Annotated in this window: 13 protein-coding genes; 6 read left to right on the top strand and 7 right to left on the bottom strand. The window is 47.2% G+C overall.

Annotated features, from left to right (window positions below):
* Positions 1–8: 8 nt before the first annotated feature.
* From QFZ48_RS27725 to QFZ48_RS27705, 5 genes are all read left to right on the top strand, one after another.
* Positions 9–1199, top strand: coding sequence for an O-succinylhomoserine sulfhydrylase (locus QFZ48_RS27725; RefSeq protein WP_429047764.1), 1191 nt, complete (start codon positions 9–11; stop codon positions 1197–1199).
* A 230-nt stretch (positions 1200–1429) separates the two neighbouring features.
* Positions 1430–1783, top strand: a complete 354-nt coding sequence (locus QFZ48_RS27720; protein WP_429047765.1) for a hypothetical protein — start codon at positions 1430–1432, stop codon at positions 1781–1783.
* 80 nt (positions 1784–1863) lie between these two features.
* The gene (locus tag QFZ48_RS27715; protein ID WP_429064734.1) at positions 1864–4383 is read left to right on the top strand and encodes a DUF5686 and carboxypeptidase regulatory-like domain-containing protein; all 2520 of its coding nucleotides are present in this window, start codon (positions 1864–1866) and stop codon (positions 4381–4383) included.
* Positions 4384–4845: 462 nt separating this feature from the next.
* The gene (locus QFZ48_RS27710; RefSeq protein WP_429064733.1) at positions 4846–5052 is read left to right on the top strand and encodes a hypothetical protein; all 207 of its coding nucleotides are present in this window, start codon (positions 4846–4848) and stop codon (positions 5050–5052) included.
* 113 nt (positions 5053–5165) lie between these two features.
* Positions 5166–6182 carry a rhodanese-related sulfurtransferase gene (locus QFZ48_RS27705; protein WP_370910385.1) on the top strand — a complete coding sequence of 339 codons (1017 nt, stop codon included), beginning with the start codon at positions 5166–5168 and terminating at the stop codon, positions 6180–6182.
* A 188-nt stretch (positions 6183–6370) separates the two neighbouring features.
* Here QFZ48_RS27705 and QFZ48_RS27700 read toward each other — a convergent pair whose 3' ends face one another.
* The 7 genes from QFZ48_RS27700 to QFZ48_RS27670 all read right to left on the bottom strand — a co-directional run bounded on the left by QFZ48_RS27700 (position 6371) and on the right by QFZ48_RS27670 (position 17351).
* On the bottom strand, positions 6371–9469 hold the full coding sequence (locus QFZ48_RS27700) for an efflux RND transporter permease subunit (RefSeq protein ID WP_429064732.1): 3099 nt from the start codon (positions 9467–9469) through the stop codon (positions 6371–6373).
* 12 nt (positions 9470–9481) lie between these two features.
* A complete protein-coding gene (locus QFZ48_RS27695; RefSeq protein ID WP_429047775.1) occupies positions 9482–10795 on the bottom strand; it encodes a carbohydrate porin in 1314 nt (437 codons plus the stop codon).
* Positions 10796–10802: 7 nt separating this feature from the next.
* Positions 10803–11894 carry an efflux RND transporter periplasmic adaptor subunit gene (locus QFZ48_RS27690; protein ID WP_429047777.1) on the bottom strand — a complete coding sequence of 364 codons (1092 nt, stop codon included), beginning with the start codon at positions 11892–11894 and terminating at the stop codon, positions 10803–10805.
* A gap of 4 nt (positions 11895–11898) precedes the next feature.
* The gene (locus QFZ48_RS27685) at positions 11899–13176 is read right to left on the bottom strand and encodes a TolC family protein (RefSeq protein ID WP_429047779.1); all 1278 of its coding nucleotides are present in this window, start codon (positions 13174–13176) and stop codon (positions 11899–11901) included.
* An 82-nt stretch (positions 13177–13258) separates the two neighbouring features.
* A complete protein-coding gene (locus QFZ48_RS27680) occupies positions 13259–14629 on the bottom strand; it encodes a HAMP domain-containing sensor histidine kinase (RefSeq protein ID WP_429047781.1) in 1371 nt (456 codons plus the stop codon).
* An 8-nt stretch (positions 14630–14637) separates the two neighbouring features.
* Positions 14638–15324, bottom strand: coding sequence for a response regulator (locus QFZ48_RS27675; protein WP_370910391.1), 687 nt, complete (start codon positions 15322–15324; stop codon positions 14638–14640).
* 59 nt (positions 15325–15383) lie between these two features.
* The gene (locus QFZ48_RS27670; protein ID WP_429047788.1) at positions 15384–17351 is read right to left on the bottom strand and encodes an ABC-F family ATP-binding cassette domain-containing protein; all 1968 of its coding nucleotides are present in this window, start codon (positions 17349–17351) and stop codon (positions 15384–15386) included.
* A 129-nt stretch (positions 17352–17480) separates the two neighbouring features.
* On the opposite strand from QFZ48_RS27670, the gene QFZ48_RS27665 reads away from it, so the two are divergent.
* On the top strand, positions 17481–18071 hold the full coding sequence (locus tag QFZ48_RS27665) for a DUF3347 domain-containing protein (protein ID WP_429047791.1): 591 nt from the start codon (positions 17481–17483) through the stop codon (positions 18069–18071).
* The last annotated feature ends 7 nt before the right edge of the window (positions 18072–18078 follow it).

Below are 18078 nucleotides of genomic sequence, written 5' to 3'. Positions count from 1 at the left end.
CCATATCCATGAGCAAAGAAAAAAATCAATACCAACCGGATACCAATGCGGTAAGAATGCAGACGCCTAAAACGGACCAGATGGAGCATTCTGTACCCATGTTCCTGACCTCCAGTTTTTGTTTTGATAACGCAGAAGAAATGCGTGCTACTTTCGCGGATGAAACAGACTTCAATATCTATAGCCGTTTCAGCAATCCCAATGTAGACGAATTTGTACAGAAGATGTGCGCCCTTGAAGGAGGAGAAGCCGGCTATGCTACGGCCTCCGGTATGAGCGCAATTTTTGCCAGCTTCATGGCCCTGCTCAAAACCGGCGACCACCTGTTGTCTGCCCGCTCTATCTTCGGCTCCACCCACACCGTGATCACGAAGTTCCTGCCAAAATGGGGCATTGAAACTTCCTATTTTGATATGACCGATCCCGCCGGTATTGAAGCCATGATAAAGCCCAATACCCGGATGATCTTTGTGGAAACGCCGTCTAATCCCGGTCTTGAGATCATAGACCTGGAACTGCTGGCCGGCATCGCCAATAAGCATAATATCATTTTAAACGTCGACAACTGCTTTGCAACGCCTGTATTGCAACGCCCTATTGAATACGGCGCCCACCTGGTTACCCATTCGGCTACCAAATGGATCGACGGACAAGGACGTGTACTCGGCGGAGTAGTAGTAGGAAAGGCGGAACTGATCAAGGAAATCCATACTTTTTGCAGAAGTACCGGCCCGGCCATGTCGCCATTCAACGCATGGGTGCTCAGCAAAAGCCTGGAAACCCTCTATGTAAGAATGGAACGTCATTCGGCCAGTGCCTTGAAACTCGCCGAGCGCCTGGAAAACAACCCGCACCTGCTGTCAGTGAAATATCCTTTGCTGACTAGTCACCCGCAATACAACATTGCCAAAAAACAAATGAATGGCGGCGGTGGTATTGTATGCTTTGAACTGAAAGGCGGCCTGCAACAGGGCGTTCGTTTCCTGGATGCCTTACAGCTCCTTTCACTCACCGCTAACCTGGGCGACAGCCGCAGTATTGCTTCGCATCCTGCCAGCACCACCCACGCAAAACTCTCTGAAGAAGAACGCGCTATTGCCGGTATAACGCCAGGACTGATACGGATTTCCGTAGGACTGGAAAACATTAAGGATATCGTGGAAGACATAGAGCAGGCATTGACAGCGAGTGCCCTGTAACGGATGTTGTCTTACTCAGGATTACGCTGATTATACTGATTTTACTTTTTGGATTTTATCAAGATTATAAAGATTTAAGAGAGACCAAAGCGATTTTATCGTTTTGGTCTTTTTCTTAAAAGAAAATCATAAAAATCCAAAAAATCCAAAAAGTAAAATCAGTATAATCAGCGTAATCCTGAGTAAGACAAAATTCGCACAATCCGCATTATTCTCCTTATATTAGAATCATGAAATCCTTTGCCCATTTTCTCCTGATCCTTCTCCTGTCTTATGTAGCAGGTATGGTGCTGCCCTGGTGGAGCGTAGCGCTCGTGGCTTTCCTGGTAACGCTGCTCATGCCTTTGTCACCGGGTAAATCATTCTTCAGCGCCTTCATGGGCGTATTTGTGTTATGGATGATCCTGGCTTTTTATATGGATGTAAGAAATGATCACCTGCTCGCCAACCGCATGAGTGAAATGATATTGAAGGTGCGGAGCGCACCGCTAATGGGCATGGTCAGTTCCTTTATCGGGGGACTCGTAGCCGGCTTTGCTGCCAGCTCTGCTGCGTTTGTCCGTGCGGCGAAAAAGCCCGCCTGATTACTTATCCAGGGTGTTAAAATTCTGATAAAACAGCTTGTGCAAATAACCTGTAAGCTGTTCGCCGTTACATTTGGGATATGAAGAACTATCTGTCTGCCCTGTTTTGCATTTTCATTTCCAGCTACTGCCAGGCTATTGTGGTGAAAGGCCGCGTGACGGATGATAAGGATCAGCCGCTTCCATTTGCTACCGTATTCATAAAAGGAACTACCACCGGCACCACGACCAATGCTGCCGGTCAATACCAGCTTGACCTCCCGGCAGGTCAATATACGGTAGTATGCCAGTATATCGGCTTTAAAAGAACGGAACTGCCGCTTAACGTAAACGCCCCAACGCAGGTGCTCGACTTTCATTTGCAGCCCGTTAACATGCAGATAAAAGAAGTAGTAGTGAAAGCCAACGGAGAAGATCCTGCCTATGCCATCATCCGGCAGGCCATTAAGAAACGGCATTTCTACCAGGAGCAGGTAAAAGAATATACCTGCATGTCTTATATCAAAGGGACTATCGGGATGAAAACTGTTCCAGGGAAATTCATGGGACAGAAAATAGATAAGAACGACATGGGAGTCGACAGCACCGGGAAAGGCATGATATTCCTGTCGGAGTCAGTAACTAAAATATCTGCAAGGCAGCCGGATAAAATAAAACTGGAAGTCATTTCCTCCCGCAAAAGTGGCGGCGGCTTTGGCTTAAGCTTCCCTGCCATCATCAGCTTCTATGATAACAATGTTTCCGCCGTTATCACACAAATGGGCCCCAGGGGTTATATTTCTCCCATTGCAGAAAATGCACTCGCCTACTATAAATACCGGCTGGAAGGCACCTTCACGGAAGAAGGCAAAACGGTTAATAAAATACAGGTGATTCCCCGCCGTAAACAGGAACCACTGTTTTCAGGATATATCTTCATTACAGATGACGACTGGCGCATTCACAGCACAGACCTGATCCTTACCGGTGAATACCAGCTGGAACTGATGGACACGCTGGAGATCCGCCAAACCCACGTACCCGTTACCGCCGACATCTGGCGCGTAAAAGACCAGGTAATGCACATCTCATTTAATAAGTTTGGTTTCCGCATGGGTGGCAGCTTCGTCAATGTATACTCCGATTATAATGTACATCCTCAATTCCCGCCGAAGTTTTTTGATAACACCTTCCTCAAATATGATTCTGCCTTTGATAAACAAGGACATACTTATTGGGACAGCATCCGGCCGGTTCCGCTGGAAACCGCTGAGGTGAAGGATTATCACGAAAAAGACAGCATCGCCAAAGCAGCGCGCGACTCCTCCTTTTCCCGCTATCACCTCGATTCCCTGCAACGGAAACAGAAACCGGTAAAAGTAACGGATGTGCTCTGGAACGGTGTAAAACATAAGTACTATTTCCGCCGCGACAGCTCCATACAATATCATTCCCTCGGTGTAAAAGGACTGCTGAAATCACTGAAGTATAATACCGTGGAAGGGTTGGTTATTGCAGTGGAGCCTGAGCTGAACATCTATACAGGAGAAGAAAGCAGCCTGCGGATTACACCTTTCTTTCGGTACGGATTAAGCAATACTCACTTCAATGCCTATACGCAAATTTATTTCAGTAACAGGAGTAAAGTACAGAAGCGTTATGGCCGCAACGACTGGTCACTGGCAGGAGGGAAGCGCATCTCCCAGTTTAACCAGGACAATCCCATCGATAATATCGCCAATGAGTTTTATACCCTGTTCCTGAAGGAAAACTATATGAAGCTCTATGAAAACTGGTTTGGCAAACTGCGCTACGCGCGTACGTTCCAGACAAATGACCAGTTATCGTTCGCCGCTACTTATGAAAGCAGGAACCCGGTAGAAAATACCACCGACTTTGTAATCTTTAAAAACGACCGTAAGCAGTTTACGCCCAACCATCCCTATGAGCTGGCCAATGTGCCCTTTGAAAAGCACCAGGCGTTAATACTGGATGTGGATTTTACCTTCCAACCCGGTCAACAGTTTGTGGAATTGCCCGACCGGAAAATCCCTTTTGGCTCCAAATACCCCACGTTCAAAGTAGGCTACAGCAAAGGGATACCCAATGTGGCAAACAGTATTGTTGATTTCGACAAATGGAGTTTCTCCGTTCAGGACAACATGAACTTCAAGTTGTTGGGGGAATTCCGCTACCGTATCGGCGCCGGCGGGTTCCTGAACGACCGGAACGTACAAATACCCGATTACCAGCACTTCAATGGCAACCAGACTTTCTATAACATGAAATACCTGAACAGCTTCCAGCTGGCGCCGTATTACCAGTACAGTACTACCGCCCCGTTTTATGCTACCGCTAATGTAGAACACCATTTCAATGGATTACTCACCAATAAAATTCCATTGTTCAACCGCCTGAAATGGAACCTGGTAGCTGGCGCCAACGCATTTTATGTAAACAGTGATAATAACTATGTAGAAGTTTTTGGAGGTATTGAAAATATTCTGAAGATGATCAGGGTAGATGTAGTAGCGGGTTATCAGAGTAAAGAAGATACCCGTATAGGCGTCCGGGTTGGTTTTGGAGGTATCCTGGGGAATATGGTGAAGTTTAAGAACTAAGAACTGACAGTGATTCCGGGGACCTGTTACCACCTGTTGTTGCTTGCCAGGTAACAAAATCCCCGTATCTCATCATTCACAAACCGGTTCTAAAATTTCTTCCTGCTCTTTATCTCTTTCTTTTCATCAAAGAAATATGCCAGTAACCTGTAGATCCAGATACCAACAACTGCATAAATAAAGTAGGTAATGTAAATACTCATAAAATAACATTTTCGGGTTAAACAATATTGCGTCTCTTAATCAATTTTCAAAAAGGGTGCCAATCGGGGTTGTAACTTATCTGCAAAGTTATATACAATAATTATCAAATAGTTAGAAAAAAATAAATATTTTTTAGATCTCCGGTGAACCTTTGGTGGCCCTAATTCGTTAGTAAGGTAAGTATATTTGGACAAGCGCTGTGCACATTTTACTCACACGTTGGTGCCAAAATGAACCGTCATCCTTTGAATTACCGGTATGAGAAAGATCGCCCTCATTGCGCTGTTGTCGGGAATTATCCTGGCCGCAGCCGCCTACATTACGGAAACAAATGACCTGGCCGGCGCAGCAGAACTGAGAACCCCCGGCTTTGTCGGTTATATCTTCATTATCAGCGCAATAGCCTGGTTTTCCTTACACGTCCTGTACCAGTGGGCGAAGAAATCAGACCCTTCTCATTCCTGATATTCAATGGATTTTGCTACCTTTGCCCCCTAAATCAATTGTTCTTTTACGATTAAAGAGAGTTGATTGGAGTTTTGTTCGCGACGCAGGCGTCCTTAAAATTTCAAGCAATTATGGCATTACACAATAGAGTATCTGCCGCCGAACTGAAGGTCCGGCTGGCCAATGAAACGTTTAAACGCGTGACCGTTTCTTTCTACCAGTACGCAAAAATCCCCGATCCACAGGCATTCCGTGATCAGTTGTACGAATCCCTTTTCCAACTCGGTACTTTCGGACGCATTTATGTAGCCCATGAAGGCATTAATGCCCAGGTGAGCGTTCCTGAGCATCACTTTGAGGCATTTAAGCAACAGTTGTACTCGATCGACTTTCTACATGGCATCCGGCTGAATATTGCCGTGGACGATGATGGCAAATCCTTTTTTGTATTGAAAATCAAGGTCCGCGACAAAATTGTGGCCGACGGAATCGAGGACCCCACCTTCGATATGGCCAACCGTGGCCGTTACGTGGATGCCAGCACCTTCAATGAACTTACTGCCGACCCGGATACCGTGATCGTGGACATGAGAAACCATTACGAATATGAAGTAGGTCATTTTGAAGGCGCCATAGAAGTACCTTCAGATACTTTCCGCGATCAGCTGCCGATGGCGGTGGATATGCTTGCAGATAAAAAAGATAAGAATATCATCATGTACTGCACTGGTGGAATCCGTTGTGAAAAAGCATCGGCTTACATGCTGCATAATGGTTTTAAAAACGTATTTCACCTGGAAGGAGGTATCATCGAATACACCAACAAAGCCCGGCAGCAGGGACTTCCCATTAAGTTCAAAGGTAAAAATTTTGTATTCGACGACCGGCTTGGGGAACGCATCAGCGACGATATTATCAGTCATTGCCACCAGTGCGGAGCGCCCTGCGATACACATACCAACTGCCTTAACGATGGCTGCCACCTCCTGTTTATCCAGTGCGAATCCTGCGCGAAAAAATATGATGGCTGCTGCAGTGAATCCTGCCAAACCACCCATGCATTACCGCCGGAACAACAGGCAGAACTGCGAAAGGGAGTGGAAAAAGGACTTATGTTCAATAAATCCCGGCGAAGAAAAGTAGAATAAAAAATCCGCCCCGCGTTGTTTCTTCTCGGCAGGGCGGAGTAGTTGACCATAAAATTGAATCGGCCGGATCACTCCGGCCTTTTCTTTTTTATGACCATTCTATCAACCTATATGCGAACTAAAAGTATAAGCGTATAGTCCACCACGTTATACCAAACTAAATGAAAGGACTATACGCAATTTCATCCTCACATCTGATCTTTCTTATTTTTATAGGCGCCATAGAAAATGATCGGGAACACCAGCAGGGTTAATACCGTTGCGGTAATAAGCCCGCCAATTACCACGATCGCCAGCGGCTTCTGTGTTTCAGACCCGATACCATGTGATATGGCCGCCGGAATCAAACCGATGGCGGCCATCATGGCGGTCATTACCACCGGCCGTATGCGGCTCTGCACACCTAATTTGATCGATTCATTCAGCGATAATTTCGCTTCAAGGTTCTTATGAAATACAGAAATGAGAATCACCCCATTCTGAATACAAATACCAAACAATGCAATAAAACCTACCCCCGCAGAGATACCAAAGTTCATATTGGTAACATGCAATGCCAGGATACCGCCTATCAACGCAAACGGCACGTTCATTAACACCAGTCCCGCATCCTTTACACTGCCCAGCATAATAAACAACACCATAAAGATGGCAATGATACTGATAGGCACTACCTGTCCCAGTCGTTGCGTAGCCCGCACCTGGTTTTCAAATTCACCCGTCCAGCCAATGCTGTAACCTTTCGGCAATTTCACTACCCGGTTGATCTTCGCCTGCGCTTCCGCAATAGTGCTGCCGAGGTCGCGGTCACGGACAGAAAATTTCACGCCGATAAAACGTTTGTTACTGTCGCGGTAAATGAAAGCCGGTCCCGTAATGGTTTTGATCTCAGCGATTTCTTTCAGCGGTATTTTATTGTTGTTGATAGTAGGCACCATCAGGTTGGCCAGGTCATCTTCCGTTTTACGATAGTTTTCATCATAACGGATACGGATATCGAATTTTTTCTCGCCTTCATACAGCTGGGTAGCCGTTTTACCGCCAATGGCCATTTCAATAACTGCCTGGGCATCCCCGGTGGCTACACCATACTGGGCCATTTTGTTGTCGTCGAGATTGATGCTCATTTCAGGCTGACCAATATTCCGGATCACGCCAAGATCTTTAATACCCTGCACCGTTTTCAATTGCGCCACTACCTGTTGCGACAGTGATTCCAGCTTCACGAGGTCGTCGCCGAAAATCTTTACGCCATTGGCAGCCTTGAACCCGGCTACTGCTTCAGAAACGTTGTCGCTGATTGGTTGCGAGAAGTTGAGGATGATACCCGGGTATTTCTTCAGCCGTTGTTCCATCTGGGAAATCAGCTCGTCCTGCGTGATCTTCCGTTTCCATTCTTCCTTCGGCGCCAGGTCTACCTGGTATTGTATAAAGTAAAAACCGTTGGGATCTGTACCATCGTTGGAGCGGCCTACCTGCGATAATACCCTTTTTACTTCGGGGAAACCGCCGAGGTCCTGCCGGATATCATGCGCCATTTTAGTGCTTTCCGTGAGCGACATGCTCATGGGCAACTCCGTGGTTACCCACAGGGAGCCTTCATTCAGCTGCGGAAGGAACTCTGTTCCCAGGAATTTGGCGGAAATAAACGTAAGTACCATGAAGGCCAGTGCCAGCGTAATGCTCAGGCGTTTATTCCGGTAGGTCCATCCAAACCCTCTCATTACAAAACGGTCAAAGAAGTTCACCAGTGGATTATTCTTCTCTTTCACATTTTTGTTGAGCAAGATGGAACACAGTACCGGCACCAGTGTTAAGGTAAAGAGCAGTGCGCCCAGTAACGCAAATCCCAGCGTCCAGGCCAGTGGCGAAAACATTTTACCTTCTACTTTCTGGAAAGAAAATATGGGGATCAGGGAGATGATGATAATGAGTTTAGAGAAGAAGATGGCTTTGGCCAGTTCTCCACCGGTTTGCTTGATCCAGCCCAGCTTCGCCATTTTGTTGAACCGCTCCATGCCGTATTTGTGGGCTTTATGGTCCAGCATCACAAAGATGCCTTCCACCATCACCACGGCGCCGTCTATGATAATACCGAAGTCAATCGCCCCCATCGACAGCAGGTTGGCGCTCATGCCTTTCATGCGCAGGCACATAAAGGCAAACAGCAGTGCCAGCGGAATAATGATGGATACAATCACGGTAGTGCGCCAGTCGGCCATGAACAGGAATACGATCACCGTTACAAAAATGATCCCTTCCGCGAGGTTGTGCATCACGGTGTGGGTACAGAACTCCATGAGGTTATCGCGGTCATAGAACGTTTCCATCTTGATATCATCCGGCAAAATGGTTTCATTCAGCTCCTTCAGCTTCTCTTTGAGGCGGGCGAGTACTTCTGTGGGGTTTTCACCTTTGCGCATCACCACAATGCCTTCCACCAGGTCGTCGTTGCTGCCTATGCCCACCTGGCCCACGCGCGGGGCAGAGGCTTCATGTACATTTGCGAGGTCTTTTACCAGCAAAGGCACGCCGTTGATATTCTGAACAATGATGTTGTTGATATCGGGGATGCTGTTCAGCAGCCCGATGCCACGTACCACGTATGCCTGCCCGTTCTTTTCAATCACATCACCGCCTACGTTCACATTACTTTTGGTCACGGCCTGGTATAATTCCAGCGGTGTAATATCGTATTTGGCCAATCGTACCGGGTCAGCGGAGATCTCGTAGATCTTTTCCTGCCCGCCGAAGGCAACTACATCGGCTACACCGGGCACGCTCCGGATCTGCCGGTCTATCACCCAGTTCTGCCAGGTGAGCAGGTCGCGGGAATCGCGTTTGCTGCTTTTCAGGTAGTACCGGAATATTTCACCGGTAGGACCGTAGGGAGGCTGTACTTCGGGTTCGGCGCCCTCCGGCAAACTGATACTCTGCAGCATGTTGTTGACCTGCTGCCGCGCAAAGAAATCTTCCACGTCATCGTCGAACATGATCTTCACTACAGATAATCCGAACATGGTAACAGAGCGCACGCTGGTTTTCTTCTGCACCGCATTCATGGATACTTCTATGGGCAGCGTTACAAAACGTTCCACTTCCTGCGCGCTGCGGCCATTCCACTTGGTTACAATCACAATCTGTGTGTTGGTAACATCGGGGAAGGCTTCAATGGGCGTATGCAAAAAGGAAAACACGCCTGCTGCGATCAAAGTAGCTACGCTGATAAAGACAAACAGTTTGTTCCTCAGCGAAAAAGCGACAATATTTCTAATGAATTTATTCATAACTCCTGTTCTTTAGAATGCCACTCTGGTCCTTAATCCGATGATATTTACCGGTCCGCGGTCCCTGTTGTAGGCAGGGTGCATCACAAACTGGTAATCAGGGCTTAGGGCTATATGTAGCCTGGTAATGTTACATTGATAGAAAACTTCGGCAATCATTTCCGGTGCATAGTTCAACTGGCCGTCGCCGATCATGAATCCGGTGCCACCGGCAGCAAGGTAATTGCGGTGCTCTTCTGATAATCCGTTCACCACCAGCGCCACACCGGCGTTGTCCTGGTTGCGGTGCCAGCACTGGCCGTTTTGCAGCCATCCGGCGCTAACAGAGCGGTCTATTTCGGTATAAGCCCAGGTTTCATTGCGGCCATCATTCCACGATGCTTTCAGGAAAGCGCCGCCGCTGTTGGTAAGTTCCTGGTCTATATTGATACCAAAACCGTATTTAGTATGTCCGTCCCTTCTTACGGAACTGACGTCCGGCGTATCTTTTGCGGCACTCACCGCTTCGTTATAATTGCCCATAGGAGCCTGGTTAATAAAAGCCATTAACCGGACATTCCCTTCATGCTTATTCAGTGTATGCGTATGCGTTACTTCTATTACCTCACCGTTGGATTTACCGTATTGGTAGTTCAATTTCGGTCCGTTGGCTTCTTCCGGCTCCAGGGAAGTAGCTGCCTGTAACAGCCAGTTATCCTTCCGGTACTGAATGGTCAGCGCCATGGTATAGCCGCGTACATCTGCTGGGTAGTCCCATGCTGCATTGCTCATCAGCGACCAGTTCATAAACTGGGTGCGGGGATCGTGGCTGTACGTATTCTGATCAAAGAAATCCGCGAGGCAGTATTTACCGCCAATGAAACGGAGATAATGGGTAGGCGTAGCGCTGCCTACATGGTTCAGGTCATCACCATCCGCTTCAGTGTCAGACGTTAACGGTAATGTATACACGCCATAAGCCCGGGCCAGGTAAATTTTCGGTTTGGGATCGCCCACGCGAAAGGTTTCTCCGTTCGGAAAACCCGCGATGCCGGTGGCATGGCTGAGACCTTCACCACCAGCGAGTTCCGGGTTCACATATAATTCAAAGTTCTTCCACGGGCGGATACCGGCATAAACAGTACTGGTAATAGATGTAGCCCCTTTTTCATGAGTACGGAAACTGTTGGCGCCTGAGTACTTCGCGGAGAAATCAGGATGCCATTGCGTTACCAGTGTTTGCTGAAAATGGAAAGTGTAGGGGATAATGCTATCCGTCTTCTTTTCCTGTGCCAGCAGGCGGGTACTGCCCAGTGCCAGTATTCCTATGGAGAACAGCTGCTTCATGGCCCGCTTAATCTTTAAGTGCATCGTAGATGAGCAATTGATTTTTGGAAATCACTTTCTCTTCTGCGGCCAGGCCGGAGGAGATATAAGTAATATCGCCGGATGTTTTAGCCACTTCTACCTCGCGTACGGCTATATTAAATTTGTCTTTAAATACCAGCACATAATTTTTGCTGTTATCAAAGATGACGGCGGCAGAAGGGACGGCTATCTTTTGGTCGTTATCCTGGTACTTCACGTATACGGTAGCAAACATTTCCGGCTTCAGCAGCATGTTTTTGTTATCGATGCTGATCCGTACCTGCATGGTTTTGGTGGCAGGGTCCAGGAAATTGTAGATCTTATCGATTTTGCCGTGGAAGGGCTCATCAGGGTAACTTACCGTTACCACGTCTGCTTCATAGCCTTCTTTGATACGCGCAATGTCTGTTTCAAAAACATTGGCCATCACCCACACATCATCCAGTTCAGAGATGGTAAAAATGTTGGAACTGTTATCGGTACGTATCTCCATGTTATTATTGATATTCTTCTCAATAATATAACCGGAAATAGGAGCGGTTACCAGGTAGGTAGCGCCTTTGCCTTTGCGGTATATGGTAAACAGATCGTTGAGCCGGTTAATTTCCGCATCAGATTTTTGTACTTCTCCCTTGGCGTTTACTACGTCTTTATCTGTGTTCAAACGGCTGTCGAACAGGTCCTGGGCTACTTTGAGGTTTTTGTCCGCCACATTGCGGTCAGACTTTGCCTGGGCCAGCTGCTTTTCGTAATCAGCAATTTCAGCACTGTGTATTACGGCCAGTACCTGGCCTTTCTGTACATAGTCGCCCAGCTGTACTTTGATATCTTCCACATACCCGCTCACCAGTGGGTATACTTTCAATACCTTACCGCCATTAGGGGTAACCTTACCGGATAAACGAACTTCGTTCACCACCGGCTGCAGGTGTGCCGTATCGATACGTATATTTTTCAGCATGGTATCGCTGAGAACGAAGGTGGTTTTCTCCTGATCTTCTGCCTGGCTGTGTTTACAACCACTCCACAGAATAGTTGCCAGCAGCGAAAAGCCAATAAAAAGGAAAGGCTGTTTCATGCGCTTAATTTTTAAATAATTCTTGTCCTGTTGCATAGTTGAGTTCTTCGTAGGCATTTACCCGGTTGGATAAAAACTTGTTGATATTTTTCGCGTTATCGCTGTAACTGTTGAAGTAATCGATGAACTGAAGAAGGGAGATATTTCCTTTGCTGAAATTCTTGGCTACTTCAGCAATCAGGGTATCAAATTCTCCCTGGAACTGATGCAGGTCAAATCCTTTGTAACGCTTTTCCAATGCTAATATGCGCTGATAAGCATTCAACACTTCTGATTGTGCGATGGATTGTTGTTGCAGCAGCTGTTGCTGTTCTGCGCCGATTTGAAGTTGTGCGGCACGGATATTTCCCTGGTTGCGGTTCCAGGTGGGTAAATCAATTCCCAGTGTCAGGCCAACGAAATTAGGCGTGTAACTGCCTTGCTTATCGTAAGTGGCGCCTACATGAAGGTCCGGCACTGCCATTGATTTCTGGAGGCGGTAGTTGAGCTGTGCGGTCTGGAACTGCACGTCAGCCATCCGTACATCCGGCCTGTTCTGCGCTACGCTGTCGAGTAATGATTGCAGCTGGATCTTATCCAGGTTATATGAAGCCAGGTCTGCGGGTTGCAGCCGGGCCTCATAAAAAACGCTGGTATGTAACAACTGTTGTAGGTTTTTCTGTGATTCCAATTCCTGTTGTTTCAGATCGGCGAAGTCGTTTTCAATGCCTACCTGTAATGCCTGCAGCCTGACGAGATCCGCATGGGCCACGCTTCCTTTTTTATCAGCTGTTACATATGCATCTACAATTTTCTGCAGGTTATCCAGCTGTTCTTTTAACACGGTTTCAATCTGTTGCTGGTAGTATACATTGTAGAAGTTTTCCCGGAGTTGTAAGCGGAGGGTACGCACCAGTTCATCGAAGTTGGCCTCGCTCATTTTGGCGGCTGCTGCGGCCAGTTGTATAGTTTTATTCCGTTTGCCTGCCAGCTGAATGAGCTGATCAAGGTTATATTGTGTTTCGCCGCCGGCGCCCACATTAAACGGTTTAAAGTTATTAGTGCTGCCGAAACCCAGTACAGTGCTGAAGGAAGGATTGTCCCACATCTTCGCCTGCCGTATCAGCGCTTTGGAGGCGTCTACCTGGTAGCGTTGCGCCAGTAATAAATAGTTTTTTGTAAGAAATGAATCTTCAACTGCCTGCAGTGTTACAGGTTGAGAAGTGATTTGCGCCTGTGCATGTTGAATAAAGCCCAGGCAGTAAATACACGCTGTTAAGAACAGCATCCTGATAGTTCGCATAATGCCAGATTTCATGGCACAAAGCTCACAAAGGGGAATTAAAGCGGCCTTTAAGGAAGATTAAAAAAAAATTAAAAGAAATTTATACGTGTGGGAGGACCACGGAGAATGTAGTGCCTCCTTCAGGATTGGAGGTAACGGTAATATGCCCGCCATGGATCTGCACAATTTTCTTACAGATAGATAAACCCAGGCCATGGCCGCGGATTTGAAGCACATTTTGCCCACGGTAAAAGGGTTCAAATATTTTGTTAATATCGTCCGGTGGAATACCAATGCCGGAATCTTTTATCTGTATAAGAATATTTTTCGTGAAAAAATCTATCGACACATGCGCAGTATTATTTTCTGAAAATTTACACGCATTATCGATCAGGTTCAGGAAAAGCACCTTCAACAGGCTCTCGTTTCCATAGCAGGTCACGAGCAAATCATTATCAGGTACCTTTATGAAATGGATCTCTACTTTACTGGAAGTTTTTTGTTTCAGCCGGATCAGGGTGGTCATCTCCATCAGTAACTCATCTATCCTTACATTCGTCAATACAAACTCCTGCTGCCGCATTTCCGACTGTGCCAGTTGCAACAGGCCGTTGGAAAGATCGGAGAGGTTTTCTGCATCTTCCAGCACAGAAGTAAGTAGTGCCAGGTATTCTTCTTTGCTCCGGTCTTTGGATAATGCCACCTGTAACTGGCTGATAATAGCCGCCAGGGGAGTACGCAGCTCATGGGAAGCATTGCTCACAAAGCTTTTTTGCAGGTGAAACGACTCGCTGAGACGTTGCAGCATAGTGTTGAAGTTGGCGCCCAGCTTGGCTATTTCATCTTTTCCTTTCACGGCTACCTGTGTATCCTGCATGTTGTTGGCATTGATACTATCTACCTGCTGTACCAGCTGATCGATAGGCTGTACCATTTTACGCGCAAAAAAGTAACCTACACCCACCAGTACTATCACGGCGGTAATCAGCTCCAGCAGCAGGATCTGACTGAGGTTCTGGAGGTTTTGAAAACCGTATTTATCAAAGGAAGATACAATGACGATGACAGATACGTTGCCTTCTGTATAATACACGCCCACTACTTCGCCAACGCCTTTGTCGTAGCTGTACAGTTTATTTTCCTTGATATAATCGAGTAAACTGGGATGTGTGCGGATGGTAGTATCTTTCAGGTTGCTGTACAGCAGGTCGTAATTAGGATTGTATACGAGTATGGTTTCTTTATAAAGATCCTGGAAGGTGGTCCGGTCCAGCTTCCGCAGCAGGTCCACCTTTACGTTGCCATCTTCAATGATCACGTTGGCAATGGAGCGGGCGCGGTATTCCAGCCGTTCCAGGTATTCCGCCTTCCGCGACTTGGCAGAGAAATAATAGGCCAGCACGGCAAATGCAACGAGCATCAGCGTAGCCGACAGGGTATAATAAAGCGCTATTTTATATTTGATTTTCAACCGGTGTGTTATTCTTCAGAAAGATAATAACCCATACCTGTTTTTGTATGCAGGAGTTTCTGATCAAAATCCTTGTCTATTTTTTTGCGGAGGAAGTTCATATACACTTCAATCACGTTGGTACCGGTATCGAAGTCGATATCCCATACTTTTTCAGCGATAGTGATTTTGGAGATAACCTTGCCTTTGTGCATGGCCAGGAATTCCAGCAGCTGGTATTCTTTGGCGGTGAGGGCAATCTTTTTACCGCCACGGGTTACATCTTTTTTCTCGCGGTCTATTTCGAGGTCGGCGATCGTGATTTTGTACTGGGTGCCATGCGTGGCATCGGAGCCGGCTCTTTTCAGGAATACCCGGATGCGCGCCAGCAGTTCGCGGAAGTCGAAGGGCTTTACCAGGTAATCGTCGGCGCCCAGCTCAAAAGCCTGCATTTTGTCTTCCACGCCACCGAGTGCGGTGAGCATGATCACGGGAACGCGGTTGTTTTTGTGACGGATCACTTCACACAGCTCATAGCCGTTGTTGTGCGGCAGGTTCAGGTCCAGGATCACCAGGTCGTAATCGTTACTGGTAGCTAATCCTTTACCCATACGGCCGTCGTAGGCCACATCCACATCAAAACCGTTTTCCTCCAGTCCTTTCTTAACGGCATTGGCTACTTTAACTTCGTCTTCAACAACCAGTATCTTTTGCATAGAAAGGGTTTAAGTGTTGTTATACAGGCATCCTGAAAGATACCTGTATAACAAAATAACTAACTGATAAGGTTCGCTTCCAGTTGCATTATTTTCTCAAATAACTGCTCATATTGCTGATTGGCCCTGTCCAGGTACTTCTGAACATCCTGGTATTCGCTTTCTACCTGGGCAAATTTAGCTTTATCATTGTAGATTTCAGGAGAACCGAGGCTGGCTTCCAGGCCGGCCTTACGTTCTTTCAGGCTGGCCACCTGGCCTTCTACCTGTGAAAACTGTTTCTGTTGTTTCTGCAGTTCACGCTGTACGTCTTTGTTGATAGCGCCTTTACCTGCATCTGCAACCGGGGCTGCTGCCTGCTGGCGGTTTTCTTTTTTCGTATCTGCGTTATTGTTAGTGGCTTTGGCGTTGCCGTTTTGTTGCTGGGCAGCCATTCTCTTTTTCCACTCTTCGTATTCGTTGTAGGTACCTTTAAACTCCTTGATTTCGCCGTCTACGATTTCCCAGATCTTATTGGCCGTCTGGCTTACGAAGTAACGGTCGTGCGATACCAGTACCAGGCTGCCATCATATTTGTTCAGGGCGTCTATCAGCATCTGCACGGAGTTCATGTCCAGGTGGTTCGTGGGCTCATCCAGCATCAGGAAGTTAGCCTGGCTGATGATGGTTTTCGCCAAGGCCACACGGGCTTTTTCGCCTCCGGACAGGATCTTGATCTTCTTAAATACATCATCGCCGGTAAAGAGGAAGCAGCCTAACAACTGGCGTAATTCCAGCTCTGTACGGCCGCTGCCGAAGTTCTTCAGCTCGTCCAGTATTTCGCTGTTCATATCCAGTGATTCCAGCTGGTGCTGTGCATAGAAGCTGGTTACCACGTTATGACCAGGTACGCGTTCTCCTTCCATCGGCTCCATACCAAAGATGATACGCAGCAGGGTAGACTTACCCTTACCATTGGCGCCGATTAAGGCTATTTTATCACCACGGTTGATTTCAGCGCTGGTATTTTTTAAGATCTCGATCTTGCCGAAGCTTTTACTGATGTTATTCAGTGTACATAGGATCTTACCAGGTGTTTTATCTACTGTGAAGTTTATTTTGATTTTAGAAGGGCCGTTATCGGTTTGTTCCACCCGCTCCAGTTTATCGAGCCTTTTGGCGATACTTTGTGCCTGGGCGGCTTTGGACGCTTTGGCTTTAAAGCGTTCAATAAAGCGTTCCTGCTGGCGGATATAATCCTGCTGGTTTTCGTAAGCGCGTTGCTGCATTTCCCGGCGAAGTTCCTTTTCCACTTCATAGTCGGCGTAAGAACCGGCGTAGTGGTGCAGTTGCTGCTGGTATACTTCCACAATCTTGTTCACCATACGGTCCAGGAAGAAACGGTCATGCGATACAATGATCACGGCGCCGTTGTAACCTACCAGGTATCTTTCCAGCCATTCGATGGAGGGAAGATCCAGGTGGTTCGTGGGCTCATCGAGCATCAGCACGTCCGGCTGCTGCAGGATAAGACGAGCCAGGAGCACACGCATGCGCCATCCACCCGAAAACTGGCTGTACGGCCGCTCCAGGTCGGAGGTGGTAAAGCCGAGGCCTTCCAGCACCTGCGCCGTTTTATGTTTCATGTTGTAGCCGTCGAGCGCTTCAAATTCATGCAGCTTGTCGCTGAATTCGTGCAACAGTTCTTCGGTTTGACTGTCTTCCAGCTCCCGGGTAATACGTTCAATATCTTTCTCCAGCTCTAGTGCTTTGCCAAAGGCCATCATGCCTACGGTAAGAATAGATTCATCGGTTTCAAAGCTGAGCAGGTCCTGGTTAAAGAAGCCAATCGTCAGACTTTTACTTTTATTAACACTTCCTTTGGAAATGGAATATTCCCCATTGATAATGCGTAACAGGGTAGATTTGCCGGTACCATTCAACCCGATAAGCCCTACACGGTCACCCGGTTCTATATGCCACGAGGAATTTTCCAGAATAACCCTGGACCCAAACTCAAACGTAATGTCCTGTAATGCGATCAACATAAAAAATAAAAAAATTGGATAAAAAACGTGCAAAGTTAAGGAAAAATGCGGACTTTAACCTACTCAAATTCAATACTCCAAAGAAACAATCCGCTCATTTTATTTAGTTTTGTTACAAAGTGTAAGATTATGAATTTTAAAGTATGCGTTCCGGTTGGCTTACTGATGCTGGGTGTGGCCCTGTTTGCCTGCAACCAGCAGACCGCCCCGAAACAGGAAGAAGCGGCAGCAGGCGCTTCCGCCGCATTACAGGCGCCCTATAGCCAGGTGTTTTACGACTCACTGGGCGCCGCCATGCAATCGTATTACCAGCTTTCGGATGCGCTGGTACAGGCTGATAGCACTGCCGCCAATACCGCAGCAGCGACACTGAAAGGGCATGTGGACAGTTTGCCGGTCAACCTTTTACAGATGGATAGCAGCCACCTGGCCAATATTACCGGTATCACCGGCAGCGTAAGCGCTGAATTAACCGGTCTGGCAGGAGAAACAGGCCTGGAAGGCAAAAGAGCCGCTTTCCAGATGGTATCCGATATGCTGTTCGACCTTGTAAAGAACACCGGCCTGAAAGGTCATACTATTTATCACCAGTACTGCCCGATGGCATTTGATGATAAAGGCGCGTACTGGCTTAGCGACAAAGCAGCTATACAGAATCCTTACTTTGGCCATAAGATGCTCACCTGCGGTGAAACCAAAGATAGCCTGAGCTATAAATAATAAGTAA

This window comes from Chitinophaga sp. W2I13, from assembly GCF_050434005.1.
Lineage (GTDB): Bacteria > Bacteroidota > Bacteroidia > Chitinophagales > Chitinophagaceae > Chitinophaga.
Note: the sequence above shows the minus strand (reverse complement) of the source record. Positions and strands in the feature narration are given on the sequence as shown.

What these genes read in the sequence shown, in the direction of transcription:
- QFZ48_RS27665 (WP_429047791.1), top strand. Translation starts at nt 17,481, where the DNA reads ATGAATTTTAAAGTATGCGTTCCGGTTGGCTTACTGATGCTGGGTGTG.
- QFZ48_RS27710 (WP_429064733.1), top strand. Translation starts at nt 4,846, where the DNA reads ATGAGAAAGATCGCCCTCATTGCGCTGTTGTCGGGAATTATCCTGGCC.
- QFZ48_RS27695 (WP_429047775.1), bottom strand. Translation starts at nt 10,795, where the DNA reads ATGAAGCAGCTGTTCTCCATAGGAATACTGGCACTGGGCAGTACCCGC.
- QFZ48_RS27725 (WP_429047764.1), top strand. Translation starts at nt 9, where the DNA reads ATGAGCAAAGAAAAAAATCAATACCAACCGGATACCAATGCGGTAAGA.
- QFZ48_RS27705 (WP_370910385.1), top strand. Translation starts at nt 5,166, where the DNA reads ATGGCATTACACAATAGAGTATCTGCCGCCGAACTGAAGGTCCGGCTG.
- QFZ48_RS27715 (WP_429064734.1), top strand. Translation starts at nt 1,864, where the DNA reads ATGAAGAACTATCTGTCTGCCCTGTTTTGCATTTTCATTTCCAGCTAC.
- QFZ48_RS27720 (WP_429047765.1), top strand. Translation starts at nt 1,430, where the DNA reads ATGAAATCCTTTGCCCATTTTCTCCTGATCCTTCTCCTGTCTTATGTA.
- QFZ48_RS27700 (WP_429064732.1), bottom strand. Translation starts at nt 9,469, where the DNA reads ATGAATAAATTCATTAGAAATATTGTCGCTTTTTCGCTGAGGAACAAA.
- QFZ48_RS27685 (WP_429047779.1), bottom strand. Translation starts at nt 13,176, where the DNA reads ATGCGAACTATCAGGATGCTGTTCTTAACAGCGTGTATTTACTGCCTG.
- QFZ48_RS27675 (WP_370910391.1), bottom strand. Translation starts at nt 15,324, where the DNA reads ATGCAAAAGATACTGGTTGTTGAAGACGAAGTTAAAGTAGCCAATGCC.
- QFZ48_RS27670 (WP_429047788.1), bottom strand. Translation starts at nt 17,351, where the DNA reads ATGTTGATCGCATTACAGGACATTACGTTTGAGTTTGGGTCCAGGGTT.
- QFZ48_RS27690 (WP_429047777.1), bottom strand. Translation starts at nt 11,894, where the DNA reads ATGAAACAGCCTTTCCTTTTTATTGGCTTTTCGCTGCTGGCAACTATT.